At 42.5% G+C, this 21285-nt stretch carries 19 protein-coding genes; 12 read left to right on the top strand and 7 right to left on the bottom strand.

The genetic code is table 11. The features are described from left to right. Position 1 precedes the first annotated feature (1 nt). The 10 genes from DX060_RS08975 to DX060_RS08945 are packed head-to-tail and all read left to right on the top strand — an operon-like array spanning position 2 to position 7509. Positions 2-1987, top strand: coding sequence for an AAA family ATPase (locus DX060_RS08975; protein ID WP_258552275.1), 1986 nt, complete (start codon positions 2-4; stop codon positions 1985-1987). After that, on the top strand, positions 1972-2292 hold the full coding sequence (locus DX060_RS12165) for a hypothetical protein (RefSeq protein WP_258552274.1): 321 nt from the start codon (positions 1972-1974) through the stop codon (positions 2290-2292). Before DX060_RS08975 ends, DX060_RS12165 begins: the two co-directional genes overlap by 16 nt. 1 nt (position 2293) lies before the next feature. Beyond that, on the top strand, positions 2294-2485 hold the full coding sequence (gene thiS / locus DX060_RS08970) for a sulfur carrier protein ThiS (protein ID WP_115012126.1): 192 nt from the start codon (positions 2294-2296) through the stop codon (positions 2483-2485). 29 nt (positions 2486-2514) lie between these two features. Then, on the top strand, positions 2515-3321 hold the full coding sequence (gene thiF / locus DX060_RS08965; RefSeq protein ID WP_408938847.1) for a thiamine biosynthesis protein ThiF: 807 nt from the start codon (positions 2515-2517) through the stop codon (positions 3319-3321). A 36-nt stretch (positions 3322-3357) separates the two neighbouring features. Next, positions 3358-3591, top strand: coding sequence for a hypothetical protein (locus DX060_RS10920; protein ID WP_147278826.1), 234 nt, complete (start codon positions 3358-3360; stop codon positions 3589-3591). 34 nt (positions 3592-3625) lie between these two features. Continuing rightward, entirely contained in the window at positions 3626-3763 is a 138-nt protein-coding gene (locus tag DX060_RS11500) for a hypothetical protein (RefSeq protein WP_181814265.1), read from the top strand. Then, complete coding sequence (gene dnaG / locus DX060_RS08960; protein ID WP_115012124.1) at positions 3763-5391, top strand: DNA primase; 1629 nt, start codon at positions 3763-3765, stop codon at positions 5389-5391. The genes DX060_RS11500 and dnaG overlap by 1 nt, the downstream gene beginning before the upstream one ends. Then, positions 5388-6434 carry a 7-cyano-7-deazaguanine synthase gene (locus DX060_RS08955; RefSeq protein ID WP_115012123.1) on the top strand — a complete coding sequence of 349 codons (1047 nt, stop codon included), beginning with the start codon at positions 5388-5390 and terminating at the stop codon, positions 6432-6434. Before dnaG ends, DX060_RS08955 begins: the two co-directional genes overlap by 4 nt. A gap of 17 nt (positions 6435-6451) precedes the next feature. Beyond that, positions 6452-7048, top strand: coding sequence for a hypothetical protein (locus tag DX060_RS08950; RefSeq protein ID WP_147278825.1), 597 nt, complete (start codon positions 6452-6454; stop codon positions 7046-7048). A 2-nt stretch (positions 7049-7050) separates the two neighbouring features. After that, the gene (locus DX060_RS08945) at positions 7051-7509 is read left to right on the top strand and encodes a glycosyltransferase family 9 protein (protein WP_181814264.1); all 459 of its coding nucleotides are present in this window, start codon (positions 7051-7053) and stop codon (positions 7507-7509) included. On the opposite strand, the gene DX060_RS08940 is transcribed toward DX060_RS08945, so the two are convergent. From DX060_RS08940 to DX060_RS08915, 5 genes are all read right to left on the bottom strand, one after another. Next, complete coding sequence (locus DX060_RS08940) at positions 7506-8681, bottom strand: SLAC1 anion channel family protein (protein ID WP_258552273.1); 1176 nt, start codon at positions 8679-8681, stop codon at positions 7506-7508. The two genes, DX060_RS08945 and DX060_RS08940, sit on opposite strands and share 4 nt — an antisense overlap. A 480-nt stretch (positions 8682-9161) precedes the next feature. After that, the gene (gene ilvD, locus DX060_RS08930) at positions 9162-10856 is read right to left on the bottom strand and encodes a dihydroxy-acid dehydratase (protein ID WP_115012120.1); all 1695 of its coding nucleotides are present in this window, start codon (positions 10854-10856) and stop codon (positions 9162-9164) included. Positions 10857-11086: 230 nt separating this feature from the next. Then, entirely contained in the window at positions 11087-12697 is a 1611-nt protein-coding gene (locus DX060_RS08925; protein ID WP_258552329.1) for a restriction endonuclease subunit S, read from the bottom strand. Positions 12698-12854: 157 nt separating this feature from the next. Then, positions 12855-13928, bottom strand: coding sequence for a Fic family protein (locus DX060_RS08920; protein WP_115012118.1), 1074 nt, complete (start codon positions 13926-13928; stop codon positions 12855-12857). Beyond that, the gene (locus DX060_RS08915) at positions 13928-16192 is read right to left on the bottom strand and encodes a type I restriction-modification system subunit M (protein ID WP_115012117.1); all 2265 of its coding nucleotides are present in this window, start codon (positions 16190-16192) and stop codon (positions 13928-13930) included. The genes DX060_RS08920 and DX060_RS08915 overlap by 1 nt, the downstream gene beginning before the upstream one ends. Before the next feature lie 58 nt (positions 16193-16250). On the opposite strand from DX060_RS08915, the gene DX060_RS08910 reads away from it, so the two are divergent. Beyond that, complete coding sequence (locus tag DX060_RS08910) at positions 16251-16988, top strand: lysozyme inhibitor LprI family protein (protein ID WP_258552328.1); 738 nt, start codon at positions 16251-16253, stop codon at positions 16986-16988. A gap of 101 nt (positions 16989-17089) precedes the next feature. Beyond that, entirely contained in the window at positions 17090-18391 is a 1302-nt protein-coding gene (locus tag DX060_RS08900; RefSeq protein ID WP_258552271.1) for a basic helix-loop-helix domain-containing protein, read from the top strand. A gap of 247 nt (positions 18392-18638) precedes the next feature. Here DX060_RS08900 and cysE read toward each other — a convergent pair whose 3' ends face one another. Together cysE and speA are read right to left on the bottom strand one after the other, a co-directional pair. Then, the gene (gene cysE / locus DX060_RS08895; RefSeq protein WP_115012115.1) at positions 18639-19421 is read right to left on the bottom strand and encodes a serine O-acetyltransferase; all 783 of its coding nucleotides are present in this window, start codon (positions 19419-19421) and stop codon (positions 18639-18641) included. Between the two features lie 13 nt (positions 19422-19434). Beyond that, the gene (gene speA, locus DX060_RS08890; RefSeq protein ID WP_115012114.1) at positions 19435-21279 is read right to left on the bottom strand and encodes an arginine decarboxylase; all 1845 of its coding nucleotides are present in this window, start codon (positions 21277-21279) and stop codon (positions 19435-19437) included. Between the last annotated feature and the right edge of the window lie 6 nt (positions 21280-21285).

Genomic DNA, 21285 nt, shown 5'->3' with positions numbered 1-21285 from the left:
AATGACAAGCCCCGTTTTTAAAGACATCATTAACCGCGCTGTAAAAATCGCTAGAGAATCCCAGCACGAGTATTTGACAATCGAGCATATATTTTTAAGCCTTTTAGAGCACCCAAGTGGCAGGGAGTTTTTGCAGCCATTTTGTGAGATCAGCACAAGCGAGCTGACAAAGCCCCTGCGTGCTTATCTCACCCACCATATCCCTACAAATGCTAATATTTCTCTACCTAAGGAAACTCTAGCCTTGCACCGCGTGTTTGAAGCGATGCTAAACCACGCGCGATCTTCTGGCGATGAGCATATAGAGCTATGGGACTTCTTGGCATTTGCCATTGAGGAAAAAGACAGCTACTGCGCCAAGCTCCTTAAAGCCGCTAATATCACGCGCTTAGATATTTTGCAAAATATTCCAGCCCCAGATTCTAGTCAGGATTCTAGCCAAGAATCTAGCAAGGATTTTTCTACCTCTAGGAGCTTTGGCACAAGGCGGCAAAAAGCCCTAGAGCTATTTGCCAAAAATCTAAACACCCTAGCTAGTGCAGGGAAAATCGACCCTCTCATCGGGCGCGATGATGAGCTACAAAGAATGTGTGAAATCCTCTGCCGCAGGAAGAAAAACAACCCCATTTTGCTAGGCGAGCCGGGAGTGGGCAAAACTGCCATAGTAGAGGGGCTAGCCCTTGCTATCACACAAAATCGCGTGCCCAAAAAGCTAGAAAACGCGCAAGTCTATGCGCTTGATTTGGGGGCTATGGTGGCTGGGAGTAAGTATAGAGGAGATTTTGAAAAGCGGCTAAAAAGTGTGCTAGCAGAGATAGAAGAGCTAGATAATGTCATTGTCTTTATCGATGAGATCCACACGCTTGTAGGGGCTGGGGGGACTATGGGCGGCACAATGGATGCGGCAAATTTGCTAAAACCCGCACTAGCAAATGGGACATTTAAGTGCATTGGGGCTAGCACCTTTAGCGAGTATAAAAGCACCTTTGGCAAGGACAAAGCCCTTTCGCGCCGCTTTTGCACGATAGATATAAAAGAGCCAAGCCTAGAATCCTGCTTAGAGATTTTGCACGCGCTTAAGCCATTGTATGAGAGCTATCATAATATCAGCTATGATGAGAGCGCGCTGCAAGCCTGCCTAGATCTATCCCACCGCTATATCAATGACAAATTTCTCCCGGATAAGGCGATCGACCTACTTGATGAAGTGGGAGCGAGTCTCACGCTTAATGCCCCATTAAAGCGCGTAATCACGCAAAAAGATGTCGAACACACCATAGCCAAAACCTACCATATCCCCAAATCCCAGATAAATGCCAGCGAGCGATCACAAGTCAAATCCCTAGAATCCAAGCTCAAAAGACGCATTTTCGCCCAAGAGCAAGCCATAGAAAAGCTCGCGCGCGCGATCAAAATCGCTAAGGCAAATCTCACAGAGCCTAATCGCCCCATTGGGAGCTTTCTTTTTAGCGGACCTAGCGGTGTGGGCAAAACAGAGCTAGCAAAAGAGCTTGCCAAGCACTTGGGAATGCACTTTGAGCGATTTGATATGAGTGAATACTCCCAAGCCCATAGTGTCGCCACGCTTATTGGCGCACCTGCTGGCTATGTGGGCTATGAAAATGGCGGGATTCTCGTAGATAAAGTGCGTAAAAATCCCCACTGCGTGCTAGTGCTAGATGAGATAGAAAAAGCCCATAGCGATATTTATAATATTCTCTTGCAAGTTATGGATAATGCCACGCTTACTGATAATATGGGCAATGTCGCGCATTTTGAAAATACTATTCTTATCCTTACTTCTAATGTCGGCAGCAAAGATGGCAATGCCATAGGATTTACCAAAGATAGCTCCCTGCGCCAAAACGCCGCGCTAAAGGATACATTTAGCCCAGAGTTCCGCGGCAGACTTGATGGCATTATCCACTTTAGCCCACTCACCAAAGCCACATATAAAAAATCGCCCAAAAGGTGCTTAGTGATCTAAATGCCACCCTTGCTACGCGCCATATCGTGCTAAAGCTGGATTCTAGTGCGCTAAATGCTATCACTAATCAAAGTTTTGAGAGCGCGCTTGGGGCAAGGGAGATCAAAAAGCTTATAGACACGCATATCAAAGTCGCTTTAAGCGAGCTTATCATCGATGGTAGGCTAGATTCTGGGGGGCTTGTGTGGATTGATTATAGCAATGGGGCTTTCACGCTAACGCCAAAAATACTTGCGCCTTCAACACCCAAACACCCTAAATCTAGCAAATCCGCCAAGGCTAGCAAACCACGCACAAAGGCTTAGTATGACAATCAACGGACAGATATTTACCCTAGACTCTCTCCCCTTGCAGAGCTATCTCACAGAGCATAAGCTTGCCATAGAGACCATAGCCATAGAGCTAAATGGCAAAATCGTGCCTAAAGATGAGCTTGCTACGCTTGTGTTTAAACAAGGTGATGTGGTAGAAATCGTAAGCTTTGTAGGAGGGGGGTGATGCCAAGCCCCAAAGATCCAGCCCCGCTTTTGCATATCACGCTAAATGGCGCACCCCTAGCCACGCACGCACGCACAAGCCTAGAGCTTTTCCAAAGTCTTGGGGGCAAGGAGAGTGATGTGTGGATTGTTAATGGCTTTGCCACCAAAGAGCCTATAGCCCTGCAAAATGGCGATGAGCTATTTTGCATACAAAAGGGCGTGCTACCGCCAAAAGACGCGCTAGATTCTATGATGAGAGCACGCCACACGCCAAAGCTACACGAGAAGCTAAAGCAGGCAAAAGTCGCTATCTGTGGGCTTGGGGGGCTAGGCTCTCATATTGCTATAATGCTTGCTAGAAGCGGAGTAGGCGAGCTTGTGCTTATAGATTTTGATGTGATAGAGCCTAGTAATCTCAACCGCCAAGCCTATGAGATAAGCGATCTAGGCAAGTATAAAACTAACGCCTTGCAAGAACATATCCGCCAAATCAATCCCTACACCACCACGCATATCCACACGCTAAAGATTGATGAAGATAATCTCCCCACGCTTTTTGACGGCGTAGATATTGTGTGCGAAGCCTTTGACAACGCCCTAGCTAAAGCAATGCTAGCCCAAAACTTCCACAAGCATTACCCGCGCACCTTTCTCATCTGCGCTTCTGGGCTAGCAGGCTATGGTAAAAGCAATGCGATCCAAACCAAGCAGTTTGCGCCCTATCTCTACATCTGTGGTGATCAAGTCAGTGCGGCGCAAGTGGGACAGGGGCTAATGGCTCCAAGGGTTACTATCTGTGCGGCACATCAGGCGAATTTGGCACTAGAGCTTATTGCTACAAAAAGTGGATTCTAGCAAGGGATTCGGTCTTGGGTAGGCGATGCGGCAGTGTTGGCGTTTTTGCGGAAGGCACGAACGCCAAGTTCGCTAACCTTCCCCAAAAACGCCAAAGCTACCACAGCCCCACCGCAACTCCTAGAATCCGGTTTTACAAAACAAGCTCAACCCCTAGAATCCACTTTTGAAAAAACCGCAGAATTACAAAAAGTGGATTCTAGGGAAAAGTGGATTCTAGCGACACCGCTCCTTGCTTTGTCATTACGAGCCTTGTGCCGCAAGGTGTGAAAACAAGCAAAGCGCAGTTTCTTTAGTAGTCTATATGCACAACGCCCAAGCCCCTAGAATCCACTTTGCCACTTTATACGCTTCTAATAAAATCCGCGCTACAATCGCGACACTAACCACCAATCTAGCTATCGTAGATTCTAGGCTTACTAAGCCCACCAAAGGCATATAATGATCACAAGCGCATCGATTGAAAATCTCAAAAACCGCATTGATATTCTTGAAATCATAAGCCACTATCTTGAGCTAAAGCGCGTGGGGAGCAATTATGCTACGACCTGCCCCTTTCATAATGAAAAGTCCCCAAGCTTTATGATCTCACCGAGCAAGGGGATCTTCCACTGCTATGGCTGCGGCATAGGGGGCGATAGCATAAAATTTGTAATGGAGTATGAGAAGCTAGGCTTTGTCGAAGCCATTGAGAAAATCGCTGATATGCTTGACTTCCGCCTAGAATACGACAGCAAAGAGCGCGTGGAGCGCACCGACACCCTAGAGAAAATCGCCGCTTTCTACCACACTAGCTTGCTAGACTCCGCGCCTATGCTTGCCTATCTCCACAAGCGTGGTATTGATGATAGATTGATCGCCCAGTGGAATCTAGGATTTTGCCCAAGCCACGCTAGACACCAAGCCTTTATCAACGCCCAAAATCTCCCCACAGATGAGCTGCTAAAAAACGGCATCATCGGCAAAAATGAGCAGTATAATCAGCCCTTTTATCCGCGTTTTGGTGAGCGCATTATGTTTCCTATCTACTCGGCAAATGGCAAGGTCGTGGGCTTTGGTGGGCGCAGTATCAAAGAAGGCGCAATGGCAAAATACCTAAACTCCCCCCAGAATCCACTTTTTAACAAATCGCGCTTGCTTTATGGCTACCACCTAGCCAAGCAAGCGATTTTTGCTAGCAGGCAAATCATCATCACAGAAGGCTATATCGATACCATAATGCTCCACAAAGCTGGCATAAACAACGCTGTCGCCACACTTGGCACAGCTCTTACCAAAGAACATATCCCCTTGCTGAATAAAGGCGAGCCAGAGATTATCCTAAGCTATGATGGCGATAAGGCTGGCATTAACGCAGCCTTTCGCGCAAGCAGTATGCTAGCACCTTTAAGCAAAAAGGGCGGCGTGGTGATCTTCCCCGATGGCGCAGACCCAGCAGATATGATCCTAGCAGGCAGGGAGCAAGAAGTGGAAAAGCTTTTTGCAAGTCCCACGCCATTTATCGAATTTGGTCTTACAATGATTGCAAGCAAGCATAATCTCGCCAACCCCCTTAGCAAAGAAGACGCGCTTAAAGAAATCAAAGCCTTTTTACACACCCTTAGCCCCCTTATGCAAGAAGAATACGCGCAATTTAGCGCAGATCTTCTCCAAGTGCCATTGCAATTTTTGCACCCCAAAGCCAAAGCCCCAAAGCCAAAGCCCATCCAAGCCCCAGAATCTAGCGGCGATAAATTAGAGCGGCTCATCTTGCGCTATATGCTTGAAGATGAAGCCCTGCTTAATCAAGCCTTGCTCTATATTGATAGAAGTATTTTTACCGAGTATCAAGCAGCCTTTGATGCCCTGTGTGCCAATGACCCTAGCCACCCACAGCTTTTGGGCATAGCCCTAGATCCGCTGCCTTTGTGTGAGGGGGGATTTGAAGCGGAGCTGCGCATATTTATCCTGCGCTTTTTAGAATCCAAACTCAAGCAGACAAAAGATCTCGCGCAAATTTCCCAACTTCGCGCTAAGATTCTATCTCTTAAAACTACCAAATCCACAGAAAGGAAACTACAACCAATATGACAGCATTAGCACTTTTTAGCGGTGGGTGTGATAGCCTCATTGCGATGAAGCTTCTCACACTCCAAGGGATCAAGGTCAAAGCCGTGCATTTTAACATAGGCTTTGGGGGCAATAAGGACAAAAGCGAGTATCTGCGCAATGCCGCAGAGCAAGTGGGCGCAGGGCTTGTTTTGATTGATATTAGAAAGCAGTTTTTTGACAATGTGCTTTTCACGCCCAAATACGGCTATGGCAAGTATTTTAATCCGTGTATCGACTGCCACGCTAATATGTTTGCCCAAGCGTTTTTGCGGCTTGATGAGCTAGGGGCTAGCTTTGTGATAAGCGGAGAGGTGCTAGGGCAGCGTCCCAAATCCCAGCGCAAAGAAGCCCTAGATCAAGTAAGAAAGCTTGTGCGTGGCTTTGGGAGTGATGAGAGGTTTGCGCATTTGCTAGCACAAGATAAAGTGGATTCTAGCAAGCCGCAGTATTTAGATGAGCTGCTGCTGCGACCGATGTGTGCCAAGCTCCTAGAGCCAAGCTTCCCGGAGAAAATGGGCTGGGTAGATCGAGAGAAGCTGCTTGATATAAGCGGCAGAGGGCGCACGAGACAGCTTGAGATGGTGAAAAAATGGGGCTTTCAATATTATGAAAACCCCGGCGGAGGCTGCTTGCTTACAGATTTAAGCGTGGCAAATAAAATCAAAGATCTAAGCGCGCATAGGACAATGGTGCTAGAAGATGTGGCATTGGTAAAAGTAGGGCGATATATGGTGCTGCCAGATGGCGCGCGCTGTGTGATTGCTCGCAATGATGAGGAAAACAAAAAGCTCTCCGCCCCCAACCCAAAAATGTCGCATATCACTCTGCTAGATTCTAAAGGACCGCTTGGGCTTGTAGAATCTAGCGCGAGTGATGGAGATAGAATCCTAGCAGCGCGTTTAACGCTTGCCTATGCCAAACACAGCGGGGCAAAGGAGCGCGTGCAGGTGGGAGAATCTATCCTAGAAGTAGAGCCGCTTGACAAGCAAAAAGCACAGGAATTTTTATTTTTCAAAGCATAGGGGTCGCTGGCGTGGTTGTGGGATTTGTATGTGCTTCAAGGGAGCTTGGCTCAAATATCGTGTATGCCAAAGCATTATACGCGATTAAGGCGTTGTTTGCTTGCAGGCTCATAGTCTTTGGCAATGCCACGACTACTGCGCTCTACTCACAAGCAAGCCATATTGATTTGTTGCTAGATATTGGGGCTGATGTGTGGGATCCTAGCTTCAAAGAGAATGTTAGTAAGCAAATCGCTATAATCAATAGCTTTGCGTGTGATTATCTTATCCTAAGTGATAGCAAAAGCTCATTTCTGCGCTTTGGGCTTGCTACCAATGCCAAGCGCGTGCTATGTGCTAGGAAGTTTGTGAGCCTTTTTGCGTGGCGTGCTAGGACTCTGCCTATTTATGCTAGCCGCACATACAAGCAAATGAGCTTTGAAAATATCCTGCTACACTTAGTGCGGCTCATCAATCCCAAAGCCTTTGACACCGCTATTACACGCCTTGATTTTTCTCCTGCTAGGCTTTGTGCGCCAGAGTCTATCCAAGCCCAAGTTGATACAATCCTGCGCTATATCTATCAAAAGCGTTTTGCCAAATCGTGTTTGGGGGGGGGTATAAGTCTAGGCTAATTGTGATCAATCCCTTTAATGTCAATAATGCCTACTCGCTCCCGCAGCACGCGTGGCTAGAGCTTATAGCGCAAGTGTGCAAAACCCACCAGGTGCTAGTGATCACTTATCCTGCTGTGCATAGGGAGTTTATGCAAGCTTTGAGAAGCTACAAGCAGCAGCGCAATTTTAACTCGCGCAATCTTATAATCTTTGCCAACAACAAACTCCCCCACCTTATCGCGCTAATCACTCGCGCAAGTGTGTGTATCAGCCCAAGCACAGGCACAACGCACCTAGCCCTAAATCTAGGAGTGCCAAGCATAGGGCTTTATGCCCAGTATGACAAGCCGCGCTGGGGGCATAAAGATCTGCGCTATATCACCCTAGAATCCCCAAGAGATCAGCTCACACACGCCCAATGCCAAAAAATTATCCAAGCTACCGCAGCCTTGCTTGAGCAATGCCTAAGGGAAATTTAAGGATCTTTAAAAATTGCTCCGCTCACCACAGCCCTTAAAGTCTTATATGAGATAAACACCACCGCAAAAAATGCCATCACAAGCCCCAAAATCCCTAAAAGTCCATAAAAGCATTTAAATTCAATCATATATAAATCAAAGCTCGCTATCCCAAAGGCACACAGCGGAAAGGTAAAAGCCCACCACGATGGCGCGAAGTTTAGCTTAGTAAAGATATTGCCCAGACTTAAAAGCAATAGCACGAAAAAGAGTGCGACATTAAAGCCTATAAGGCTTAAAGCATTATGCACGCCAAAAAGGCTATGAAAATCCACGACAAAAATGCTAGGTGGAGCGATAAAAATAAAAAGTGTGGGGATAAACTTAGATTCTAAACTCTGCTCAAAGATTAACCGCTGCATAATCATCGCACTTAAGAGAATCCAAAAAAAGCAGCCGATAGAAAAGAAAAAGAGCAATAATTCCTTTGGTGCTATTATTAAGCCACCACTTAAAGGAACGATTAAATTGCCTACAATAGGTATAAACCACGCAGGGGATAGCAAAGCACTCTTCATACTCTCTTTAAACCAAAAGCTCATCACATAAAGACTTAGCACAAGTTGCAAAGCACTTGCCACATAAAAAAGCCCTAAAATCCCTTGCCATAGCAAATCTACCCCGCTACTCAAATCACTCCAAAACGCCACGATGATAAGCATACTAATGGGGATACTTGATAGGAAGTTAATTTTGACTTGATGTTTTAAATCCGCTTTAAACGCATTAGAGTGATAAAGCATTTTTGCAGAGTAGCACACAAGCAAAAGGGCAAAGACAACTACCGCCAACACAGCAAAGCTACATGCTCCCCACCATAAAAATGGTGCGATTACCCCTTGCCACGATGGGCTAGAATCTAGGCTGGATTCTAGTGCGTTTGCTCCGCTATGAAGTGCTGTGCTATTAAAGGACGCATTTGCAAGTGCCGCGCTCCCAAAAGCTACACTTGCTTTTTTCAATACAAGGCTTAAGCCACCTATCCCCATAACTGAAGCAAATAATGCGATAGGTAGATTTGCAAGTTTAGATTCTGCTGGGATTTGTGTTTGGCTTGTGGAATCTAGGCTTGATTCTGTATTGACATTTCGCATAGCTTGGTCCTTATTTTGCGTGGATTTTATATCGCTCATTTTAGCACCTTTAATCCCTTTTGCTATTTCAACGCTCCCTATCATTTTATCCCATCTTACCACAAGACTATGTCGCTCTACAATATAGTGGGAATCTATCTCGCCACTAAACATTGCGCGTAAAATGGGCATTTGCCTTGAAAATGAATACCGCTAAATGCTTAAGATTCCTTAAAAACATCCAAGATTAGTTGCACACTCCATAGTTATAAACTATCGCTTAGATTCCACCCAGCAAGATTTTTGATCGTTTTATTAAGCTGGTAATGATAAAGCACAAGCCCTATGAAAAACGCTAGTCTTTGCTCTAAGAGGTCTCACTCTTTGGCTCAACACCTCCAAATAGCATAGCCTTGATAATCTTTAGACTTTTCATCTCATCGCCTTTTTAGAGATATATCAAACTCCGCTCTTGCGATGTGAAAATATAAGTGAAATACCACAAAATATCACACACTTTCATACTATTGCTATCTACCCTTACAGCTCCGTTTTTAGCACCGCGCCATTTGCGGCGTTGCTTACAAGCAGGGCGTAGCGTTTGAGCCATTTGCTTGTTATCTCTTTTTGTATTGGCTTCCATTTAGCTTTGCGTGCTTCTAAAGTCTTAGAATCCACTTTTAGCTCCAAGCTCCCACGCGAGACAGAAATCTCTATTGTATCACCATCTTCAATGAGTGCGATAAGCCCCCCTTCAGCAGCCTCTGGGCTTATATGCCCGATACAAGCCCCCCTTGTCGCCCCGCTAAATCGTCCATCAGTGATGAGTGCTACGCTCTCACCCAAGCCCATTCCCATAATAAGACTTGTAGGGCTTAGCATCTCTTGCATTCCCGGTCCCCCCTTTGGTCCTTCATAGCGGATAACCACCACGCTCCCCGCCTTTACTTTGCCTCCTGCAATGCCCTTAATCGCTTCATCTTGGGAGTTAAAGCAAATCGCCTTGCCGCTAAATTCTTTCATAGATTCTGCCACGGCAGCGACTTTTAGCACCGCCCCTTGCTCGCAGAGATTGCCAAAAAGGATTTTTAATCCGCCCACTTGCGAGTAGGCGTTGTCATTATGGCGGATAATGCTAGAATCTGTGATGTTTGCGTTTGCTATTCTCTGCCCCAAAGTCTCGCCGGTGATTGTGAGAGCGTCTAGGTGCAAAATAGATTTTTCTCTTTTAGACACTTCATTCATCACTGCTGAAACTCCCCCCGCACGATTTATATCCTCCATATGCACGCTACTTAATGCCGGGGCGATTTTAGCAATATGTGCGACATTTGCAGCGATGTTATTAATAGATTCTAGGTTAAAATCCACTTCCGCTTCTTTGGCAATGGCTAACATATGCAAAATCGTATTTGTGCTGCCCCCCATTGCCATATCCACGACAAAGGCGTTATGCACGGCTTTTGCACTCAAAATATTGCGGAATCTAAACTTTTCACTTAAGCTAGAATCTAGGGCAATCTCCACAATGCGTCTAGCCCCCTGCCTTAGCAACTCTTCTCGCTCTGGCGTTAAAGCCGGAATCGTGCCATTACCCGGTAATGCTACGCCCATAGCTTCACACAGCGTATTCATAGAGTTTGCGGTAAACATTCCGCTACAACTCCCCCCACTAGGACAGGCTTGGCACTCTATCTCGTGCAATCTTTTTTCACTAATCTTGCCACTTTCATACGCCCCTACTGCTTCAAATGCGGAGTTTAGATCCAAAATTGTGCCATCACTCAAACGCCCTGCTTTCATAGGACCGCCGCTTACAAAGATTGTAGGCACATTCACACGCAACGCCCCCATAAGCATTCCGGGCACAATCTTATCGCAGTTTGGTAGGCAAATCATCGCATCTAACGCGTGGGCGTTCATCACAGATTCTATACAATCAGCAATGAGTTCGCGACTTGGCAGAGAGTAGAGCATACCGCTATGCCCCATTGCGATACCATCATCTACGCCAATGGTGTTAAACTCAAAAGGCACACCCCCAGCCTTGCGGATTTCATCTTTGACAATCTCAGCATATTTGTTTAAGAAAAAATGCCCCGGAATAATGTCAATATAGCTATTTGCTACGCCGATGAAGGGTTTGTTGAAATCCTCATCTTTTAGCCCTGTGGCTCTTAGCAAACTTCTGTGTGGGGCTCTTTGATGTCCTTTTTTCACAATATCACTTCGCATAGAATCTCCTTAGTATTTTGTAGTAAATAATTATACTTTAAGATTCTTAGAATCTAGAAGATTGTCATTTTGAGTGGTAGCGAAAATCTGTTGTGTTTGTCATATTGAAGGGCTTTAGCCCTGAAATATCTCTTTTGGATTCTGTATTGTTAGATACTAGCTCACGCTCAGTATGACAAGGGGAAGTGGCTTTGTCGCTTCAAGGCTTTAAGCGAAATATCTGCTAGATTCTATAAAGTGGATTCTATATAGCGTTCAAGTTCTAGCTCTAGGGCTTTTATTTTCTCTTGTGTAGCGGCAATGCTAGATTCTATCTTTTGTATATGAGTTACTATTTTTTCTTGCACGGATAAAGGTGGTATGGGGATAGGTAGAGTGTGCAGGGTATTTAAATTTATTTTTGAAGTATGCACACCATTAACCTTGTTTTCGTTAATCCAATCAGCAATGTATCCACAATTCAAAACATTAACAACATAATCAACCATACTTTCATCTTTTAGCCTAATTAATGCAAGGCTCACAAAAATACTAAAATCAAAATTTAATGTATTTTTAATGGCTTTGCCTAAAGTTCCTATTCTACAAAATAATATATCATTTAATTTTGGGTTACATCTTTTTGAAAGATTATTGTGTTCATCTTGTGATATGTATTTTACATTTGACAAGTCAAAGTAGCCTTTAGAAATATTTTGTATTGACAAAAATGGAATCCCACTCAATTCATATTTTGGGGTTTTATGAGTCCCATCAGTTATTTTCTCACAAATCTCGCCGAGTGTTTTGACTTCCCAGCCCTCTTTTGGTGGGGTAGGGATAGAATCTAGCAGGGCTTTTAAGTCTAGTCCCGTCATTGCGAGATTTTGCGTAGCAAAATCGTGGCAATCCATAGATTCTGTAAAATCCGCTTTTATGTTGTTTTGTGGATTATGGAAAGCTTTGGCTTCGCCTCGCAATGACAATGTATCAAAATCTCTTTTAGATTTTATTGTCTTTAGATTATTCGCTTCGCTCATAATGACAAATTTAGATTCTATGTTTGTAGATACTTCGGCTATCGCCTCAGTATGACAAGAGAGAGGGTTAGAATGATGAGTAGGGGAGTTGGTATGACAAGTGGAAGTGGTATCAGTATGACAAGGGGTAGAATCAGTGTGGCAAAGGTTTATAGCAATGCTTTGATTATGCCTTGTGTTCCAGCGGTCTAAATCTTTAAAGCGGACGATGAAGACCTTTTGCCTTTGTGCCTCTTGCTTTTTTTCCAGTCCAAGTGCTATATATATATATGCCTCTATCTCATCTTTTAGGCGTTTTTCTTCAACTTGTAAGGCTTTGATTTGTGCTTTTATAGATTCTATCTTGGCGACTATTTGTTTTTGAATCTTAAGGGGCGGCAGGGGGATTTTGGCGTTGAGAAATTTATTTTCATCTAAGTAGTGTCGTCCTGTTGTGCCACCGCTACACGCCTTGCAAAAATCAATAAAATATTTGGTTGATGTAAATAATGCTAGAAAATACGCATTTACCTTGCTTGTGTCAATATCATAAGTCCAAAAATTCCCTGTGATTATGGCGTTATGAATATCTTGACTTACAACTCCAAATGCACCATTTCTAGCATCAATTTTTGAGATTAGAAATTGTCCTTCTTTGATTAAAAATTGATTTTTTGTGCCGATTAGAGAACCTTTTAAAGTGTCTCGCAAATGGCAACCTTGCCCTTTTGTCTTAATCGTTACTCTTTTGTAAGTTTCGTTATTTTGGATTTTTATTTGCGTTTTGTTTCTGTGCAGAAAAGTTGAAATTTGCACTAGCGGAAACTTTGAGTTTGCAAACATTTCCTTATCAAAAAGATTGCTTTTTAAATCCCATAACTTCAAATCCCTAAACCATACAATTTGCACTTTGCTCATTTTGCTCCCTTTTATGAGATATGTAGAAAAAAATTGAAAAATTCGACATATCGCCGTGATGTGTCGAAAAAATGCAAAATTTTTAACATATCAGCTCCTGACTTAGAATCTCAAAAAGCTTAATGTTGATAAAATATTTGTTTCTGCCTATTTTTATGCAATCTAAGATTCCTAATTCTTGACAGATTTTCAAATAAACAGAGGCTGTGTGCCGATGAACTTTTAAGCCTTTTTCTATGGATTGTATTTTTGTATAAGGATGTGAAAAGAGCAGTTCTACAAAGTCTTTGCTATAAATGGTATCCTTTTGCTTTTGGAGTGTCTGGCTTATCTCTTGCATCGCTAAATCAATAGCCTTTATCCTAGATATTGTCGCATATGAAGTTTTCTCAACACCAATCAACACATACTCTATCCAATCGTTAAAGCTTGCTGTTTTACTGACTTCTTCTAAAAGTTTGTAATACTTATCTTTTGTCGCAATGATATAGGCACTCAAATACAAAATAGGCAAGTCTAAAAGCTTATGATAAACAAGATAGAGGATATTTAGGATTCTGCCTGTTCTGCCATTACCATCATAAAAAGGGTGGATTGTCTCAAATTGATAGTGAATGATAGCAAGTTTTATGAGTGGGTCTAGCTCATCGGTATCATCATTGATGTATTTTTCTAAATTGCTCATAAGTCTTTTAATATCATCTGCATTTTGAGGCGGGATATGTTTTATCTCCCCTGTTAGTGGGTTGGTTAGTGTTGTGCCACTTTGGGTTCTAAAACCCGCATTGTTTCTCTCTAGGTATCTTTGGATTTCTAAAATATGTTTATTAAGCAGTAGGTTATCTTTTTGCAAGAGCTTAAAACCTGTTTTAAGGGCTAATTCGTAATTTTGCACTTCTTTTGCGTTTTTGGTGATTTTAGTTTCATCAATTTGGGCTAAAAAAAGCTCATCGTGCGTTGTGATTATGTTTTCAATAGCGTTGGAATCCTTTGCTTCTTGTAAAACAAGGGAGTTGATTAAAATATCTTGATTTGGGATAATTTTTGCAAATCCATTAAGCTCGGCTAATTTTCTTGAAGCAGTAGTTAGTAGCTTATAGATTTTAGGTGTTAGATTTAAACTAACTGGTAATTCTTGTGGGATAAATTCTTGCATTATTGATTCCATTGTATGTTGTATTCTTGTAAAAACTCTCTAAAATGGCTTAAAATCCCCTTTTGCTTTAAGGACTTTTCAAGCACTTTGCCATTCTCATCTTTATGCACTTCATAGCTATCTAGTAGCTCATTTTTGACATTTTCGCCCATTTCGCCCGTGCTAGTGATACCCACAAACTCCGGCTCTGCCATAAATATGGGGTAGTCAAAGTCTATTTTGGTGTGTTTGAATGCTTGCTTTTTAATACTAGATTCTAGCTCTTTTAGCTCTTTTTTGGCTCTAGCTTTATCTTTGGCGGTGTATTTGGCTATCTTTTCGCCTTTTGCTTTGCGATAGTTGATAATGGATTCTAGTTTGTCTAGCGTCTCTTTGTGCTTTTGCTTTAGCTCTTTTGTGTGTTTTTCTACGATAGAGTTAAACTCATTTTGCTCATTTTGGCTAAATTTTTGTAGGAATAAAATAGAGCTTTTCACACTCGCCTTACTGCTTGTGAAAGTCTCTTGTGGTAGTGAAATCACAGCGCGTAAAAATGCCCTGCCTTCTACAAACTCTCGCACATATTCCGCATTTGGCGTATTAAACACACCCTCTGGCAAAACGATTCCCATTCTACCACCGGGCTTTAGCAAATCTAGGCAGCGGTTTATAAATAAATGCTCGGTTTTATCGGATTCTAAATTGGGCTTTAGGGCAAAGAGTGAGGCGATGGGCTTACCAATGTTGTCTAGGATTTTGCGTTGGGCGTTTTGGTAGGTCTCTTTGCCATAGGTTTTATAGTAGTTTTCTATCTGCTCTTTTTTCTCTTCTATGTAAGAAACTTCGCCATTGTTGTTTAGGTAGGTTTGGGCATCTTCGGCTCGTATGGTGTTTTCTTTCCTTACATTTGAGCCAAAGGGAGGGTTGGTTAGGATTATATCAAAGCGGTTTTCAAAGATTCCATTGATATTTAGTAGCCCATCGTGGTGGTGGATCCCGCCGTGTCCATCGCCGTGCATTATCATATTCATCTTAGAAGTTCTTGCCATTCTATCATTTGCATCTGTGCCATAAATGCAGTGGTTTGAAAGCTTGAAAAGTCTTGTGCCTTGCGTGTCGGTCTCTAGCTGTTTTTCTAGCTCATTCTTTTTACTAGTTAGCTTTTTTGCTTCTGTGTCGGTGATGTTGTTTATATCTTTAACTATGGATTGTTTATAGGCTTCATATTCTTTAATAATATCTTGCTGGATAAGCTCACGCACTTTGCTAAAGATTCTAATCAAAAAGCCCCCACTTCCGCTTGCAGGATCGCAGGAGACTTCATTTTCTTGTGGGTTTATCATCTCTATCATAAATTCTACAATGGGTCGCGGGGTGAAAAACTGCCCTAACTCTCCCCTAAAAGTCTGCCCTAAAAACTTCTCAAATGCCACGCCTTTAATATCGCTTGAAGTGTTGGACAGATTGTAAATTTGAAGTTTTTCTATGATTTTATAAATAGTGGCGTTTTTTAGCTCAATTTTTTCGTTATCTATGAAAATTTGGTCTTTTGCAAATTCTTTTTTCGTTTCATTAAAGAGCCATTCTAGGTAGTTTGGATTATATTTTTCTGCCTCTTTTACATATTCTATTGTAAATTTATTATCCGCCTCGCCCTTTATGAGCTTTCTCTCTACATACACTTTCATAAACAAAATTTTTGCGATTTCATCAAAGGCTTTTGTGGGGTCAAACTTATCATTATCGCGTATGTGGCAGTGGCACTCCCATAAGATTTTAGCAAACTCATCTTCTTTAAAAACAACTAAATCTTTGAGTAGTTTATCTATCTCTTTATCACTTGCGTTATTTTCTGGGATATTGGCTATCTCTTGGGTGAAGCCGGGCATTTTATCCTTTATCACACGCCAGAATCTTGTCTCATAGCTATTATGCGTTACAAAAAATGGGGCGTTAGTGAGTCTCGCATAGCTCTCCCCTTGTGCATAATCTCCCTCGCTTATGCGAATGGTATCTGCCTTGCACTCTACGATGATTAAGGGTGGGTTTTTATCCTGCTTATCTTTGGGGCTTTTCCATATTACGATATCAGCCCTTACGGCGTTTTTACCACTTTGCGTTCTTTTCTCTTCTTCCATTTGCTCTAGGGTGTAGCCATAGCTATTAACAAGCGTGCAGACAAATTTCTGTCTTATAATCTCTTCTGGTGTAGCGACTTTGTATTTTTTGCCTAGTGGGCTATATATCTTTCCTTCTTTGCTGTATTGTAGCTCTAGCATTTGCATTAGTTTCCTTATGGGATTTAATTATGGAATTTTACCATTAAATAAATAATTGTTTAGAGTGGGTGTTGGCTCAATACAATGTAGCTACAATGCAAGGCTACAAATAGATTCTAAAGGGATTTATTTTCACTCTAGTAAGGGGTTAGATTCTAGCACTTGTGAGACGCCAAGTGATGAGAGTAGGGCAGGCACTCTCAGTGGAATCTATCCGCGATTTAGAGGGAGCTTTGATTGTGAGAAGCAGGGTTTGAGTAAGGTTGAAAAAGGCATTTGCAATAGCTTTTATACTCTGCGTGATGATGTGAGCTTAAATGCGATGTTTGAATATGCGCTTGCTTTTGCGTGGAGCAATGAGCAAAAATCTAGGCTTAAAAAAGAGCAACTACAATGGCTAAAAGAGCGTAATATGAAATGTGTTAAGGCAAAAGATGGCGGAGAGCTTTTAACCTGTTTGTATCAAGCGATAAATCATCGCATAAAAGAATTGCACGAAACAATAGATAAATCACAACAAGTAACGCTAGAGCTAGTAAGCCAGATAGGTGCGGTAAAAATCTATGAAAATCCAAGCCTAAAATCCCCTGTGCTTTATACAAAGATTCTAAATAGTGAGGGGGAAAATGCAAGAAGGGACTATGGGGCGATACTACTTGCACCAAAATCTCTTAATGGTTTTACAAAGATTATGTTAATGGAGTTTTCAAAGGATACAAATCCTAATGGTAATGCCATTGTAGGCTATGTGCAAAATGCTAATGTGAAAGGGGATAAGAAGCAAGAGAGCGCGTTGAGATAAGCGGAGTGGTGGCAAAAATAATAGCGATTCAAATGCTAATATTTGTTATGAATAAACTTGTAGAATCTAGCTAACACCAACAAAAGACACAAGGAGTGAAAGTGTCATTACAAAATCTTTGTGCTAAAAGGGAATTATTTCTTGCGCAATATGCAGATATGGAAAAACCTATCCAAACTTTGCGTGAGTTATATAAAGATAATAGTGAAAAACTCGTTGCTGTTGAGAGTTTTAATAAGTATATGGAGCAAAAAAGTGAAGTATTTGATGATTTTCAAGACATAGATAATAAAAGGCAAAAAATTGATGAGCTTGATAGGCAAATACATTACGCTGTGTGTGCGATATTGCAAAATATCAAAAAGGAATCGCAGACAAAAAAAGATACATTAGAGATGACAATAAGATATTTGCGGGAATTGCAGATTCGTTATGATACGCAAGAATTTATCGAGTCGCTTAAAGGTGTGGGAAAATATGTAGGCAAGCATTTATCTCTGCTTATTTGGATTCCAGCTGTCATTGGGGCATTGATTTTGATAGTTTATTTTGCTTTTAATGCTCAATATTTGCCAACTATTAGCAAGGATAGTGTGCTGTATTATGCTTTTGCTACGACTGTTTTGGGCATTTTTATTGCTTTCGTGCTAAGTATGTTTTTTCTTTACCCTATTTATGCTATTCATCGCATATTTTATGGTAAGCCAAGACCAAAAAATACATTAAGCATAGTTTTTGCTTCTATTTATGTATCGCCCATTGTTGGGCTTTTTGTGCTTATTGCAGCGGTAGAATTAGGAAGTGATTTTATAGATAAGGAATTTACCACTGCGCTTATTATCACACTTGTTATGTGTGTTGGCTTGGCGATAGGATTCTTAAAAATTACATTACATTTTAGTTTTAAAGAGATAGGACTATTTTGCTTATCATCATTTTTGCTACTCTCATTTTACTTGATAATAATCCAAATGTTTAAGTTTGTTGATTTTGGATATTTTGCCTTATTTTCTGTTTGTTTGATTGTTTGCTTAATATCCTGTATGGCGGTTTTGGCATTTGAGTGTTTTAATGTGATAAAACTTTCATTTATGGCTGGTGGTTTGTTCCTAGTAGTTACGCTTTTCCTTTCAGGTTCTCTTATTGTAAGCAAATTCCACATAGGCAACTACACAGCAAAAAAGCTTGTATTTACACAAGAAGCCATAGAATCTATTGCTTTATGTCAGCCAACACAGGGTGCAAACAATACGCTTATACTTTCTAAGATAAAGGTTATTTCTTCACTTGGAGAGTATATGCTCATTGAGTGCAGTGGTATAAAGGAGCCTCAAAAAGTCCCAATGCGATTTTTGGTAGGGGAGACATTACATTCAAGTGTAGATAAAGAGTGGATTCAGTAAAAATATCAATAACTAGACTATTTACAAGCCTAGACACTAGAATCTACTAGAATTTTGGTGATTCCCTTTTGCCCATAAGCAGTTATGCCATTTGGGTTGATAGGGCTTAAGTTTTTTATGAGAGATAGGTGAGTTGCGGCTTTATAAGGCTTTAGTCGCGCAACACAATGCTAGAATCTTGCGAAAGACTGCACATAAACTTGCTAGAAGATATTCCTTGTGGTGTGGGCGTTTAGGATTGTGGGATTCAAGAGTCTTTGTCTCGCAAGGCTTGGATATATTCTCTATATCGTTTATCAAGCTGTGTTTTTAGCTCCTGCATAGATTCTTGGGCTTTGTGGCAGTCCATATCTGCTATGTGGGCTTGCTTCTCTAAGATCTCTATGCGTTCTAGCAGATACAAAAACGCCTGCTTGCTTACATCAGGGAGCAGGGCATTTGTCCCGCTGCTTTGGGCTAGGCATAGCTCACTGCTTGGTTTGCTTGCAAAAGTGGATTCTGGCTTTGGCGTGATAATGCGTGCTGGTATGCCTACGGCGGTGCAGCCTTGGGGCACATCTTTGATCACGACAGAGTTTGCGCCGATTTTGGCATTTGCACCGATAGTAATATCGCCCAAAACCTTTGCCCCAGCCCCTACAACTACACCATTTTCTAGCGTGGGGTGGCGTTTCTCTCGTGCTAGGCTCACGCCCCCCAAACTCACGCCTTGATAGATTGTTACATCATCGCCTATAATCGCCGTCTCGCCGATCACCACGCCTATGCCGTGGTCGATAAACACACGCCGCCCAATGTGCGCCGCTGGGTGAATGTCGATATTTGTCATAAACTGCGCAAATCCCATAATCATACGCGCTAGCACCCTAAAGCCACGCACATAGAGACTATGAGCGAGTCGATAATGCACAAGCGCGATCACGCCCGGATAGTTGAAAAACAGCTCGATTTTAGATTTTAGCGCGGGGTCTTTGCGCGCTGGGGTGGAGAAGTCTTCTTTGATGAGAGTAAAAAGGCTAGGGGCTTGCATAGTGTCTTAATCCTTACTGGTCTTTGGTGATGGTGCGTAAATAGCCATTTTCACTAAGCATTACATAGAGCATTCCTAGCACTTCTTTTTTATCATCATCGCTAATGCCAGAATCATCAATGCGCTGCTTCAAAATCCGCTCGATCTCCTTGGTGTCATAGTCTAAGTCATCTAGCACATCAAGGATATTTTGCGCCTCAAGCAGATTTTCTATCTCATAGCCCTTGTTGAGATCATCATCAAACACCACGCTAAATTCTGTGGGGTGGGTGAAGAGATTATGCCGCATACCTAGCACCTCTTGATACGCCCCCACTAGGAAAAATCCTAGGAAATACTCTTCTTTCATCACATCAACATCGTGCAAGTATAAGGGCTTTTTGGCATCAAAGGCGATCTCGCCATCGCTATCACAAGTAATATCCCAGAGGCTTGCACTTCTAGTGGGGCGGCGATTGAGCCTATCTAGTGGCATCACAGGGAAGCTCTGCCCAAGCCCCCAATAATCCGGCAAGCTCTGGAAAAAGCTGCAATTAAGCAAATATCGCTCTTGGACTTGCTCTTGGATTCTAATAATGTCGTTGTGATTTTTGTGCTTTAGGAGTTTTATGACTTTTTTGATGATTAAATGCACGAGGATTTCGGTGTTGGAGCGATCAGTTAGATCGATATAGCCTAGATCAAAGAGTGTCAAAAGCGACTCCATATGATCAAGACTATCGTGCAAATACTCAATGGCGTTTTTCTCACTCACACTTTGGTAGAGATCGAGCATTTCGGCGATTAGCGGGGGGTTGTTTTCTTTCAAGCGCAGGGCTTTTTCATCATACTCTTGGCTAAAAAGCTCTAGCACAGGGGCGACTAAAACGGCGTGGTTTGCCGAGACAAAGCGACCGGATTCTATGAAAATATCCGGCTCTTTTTCTTGCTTGTTGCGCACGATTTCTTTAAGCGAGAAGACCACATCGCCGCTAAACTCGCTTAGTGTGTAGTTGCGATTATTTTCGCCCTCGTGCTGGGTGTATTCTACGGCTAGTCCGCCACCGATATTGACACAAGTTAGGTTTTTTGCCCCCATTTTGCGCAGCTCTGTGTAGATATTGCCCACTTCACGGATCGCCTTTTTAAGCGGAGAAATATCGCTGATCTGGCTGCCTATGTGGAAGTGGATCATTGTAAATTGCGCTAGGAGCTTGGAGTCTTCAAGCCGCCGTATCGCTTCTAAAAGCTCGGTAGAAGTTAGCCCAAATTTGGCATTGATCCCGCCAGACTTGCCCCATACGCCTGTGCCTGTGCTGTGTAGCCTAATACGCAAGCCGATATTAGGGTAGGGTGCGCCAAGCTCTTTCGCCACTTGGATAATGGATTCTAGCTCATTTAGCCCTTCAATGGTTAGGGTGATGTGATGCCCCATTTTGGCAGCGATAAAGCCTAGGGAGATCATCTCTTTATCCTTAAAGCCATTGACTGTTATGGGGGCATTGGCATTGGTATAAGCCATAGCGACAATAAGCTCAGACTTGCTGCCTGCCTCTAGCCCATAGGATAGCCCTTGCACGCAGTCCATAAGCGGCAGCACAAAGTTTGGCATTTGATTGACTTTGAGCGGGAAAACGGCTTTGAAAGAGCCTTTATAGTGGTATTCATCAATGGCAGTTTTAAAGGCATTAAACAGCTGGCTTATTTGCTTGTGGATTAGATGAGGAAAGCGCACAAGCAAGGGACCTTTGTAGCCTTTCTCGCGGATTTCTTGCACGATCTCAAGCAAGGCAGGCTTGTTTTGGTAATTGACTTTCACAAGCCCATCTTCGATGATAAAATCATCATTTGACCAATATTTGATCCCATAATCCACCATTTCACA

This window comes from Helicobacter canis, from assembly GCF_900451095.1.
GTDB classification, from domain to species: domain Bacteria; phylum Campylobacterota; class Campylobacteria; order Campylobacterales; family Helicobacteraceae; genus Helicobacter_B; species Helicobacter_B zhangjianzhongii.
Note: the sequence above shows the minus strand (reverse complement) of the source record. Positions and strands in the feature narration are given on the sequence as shown.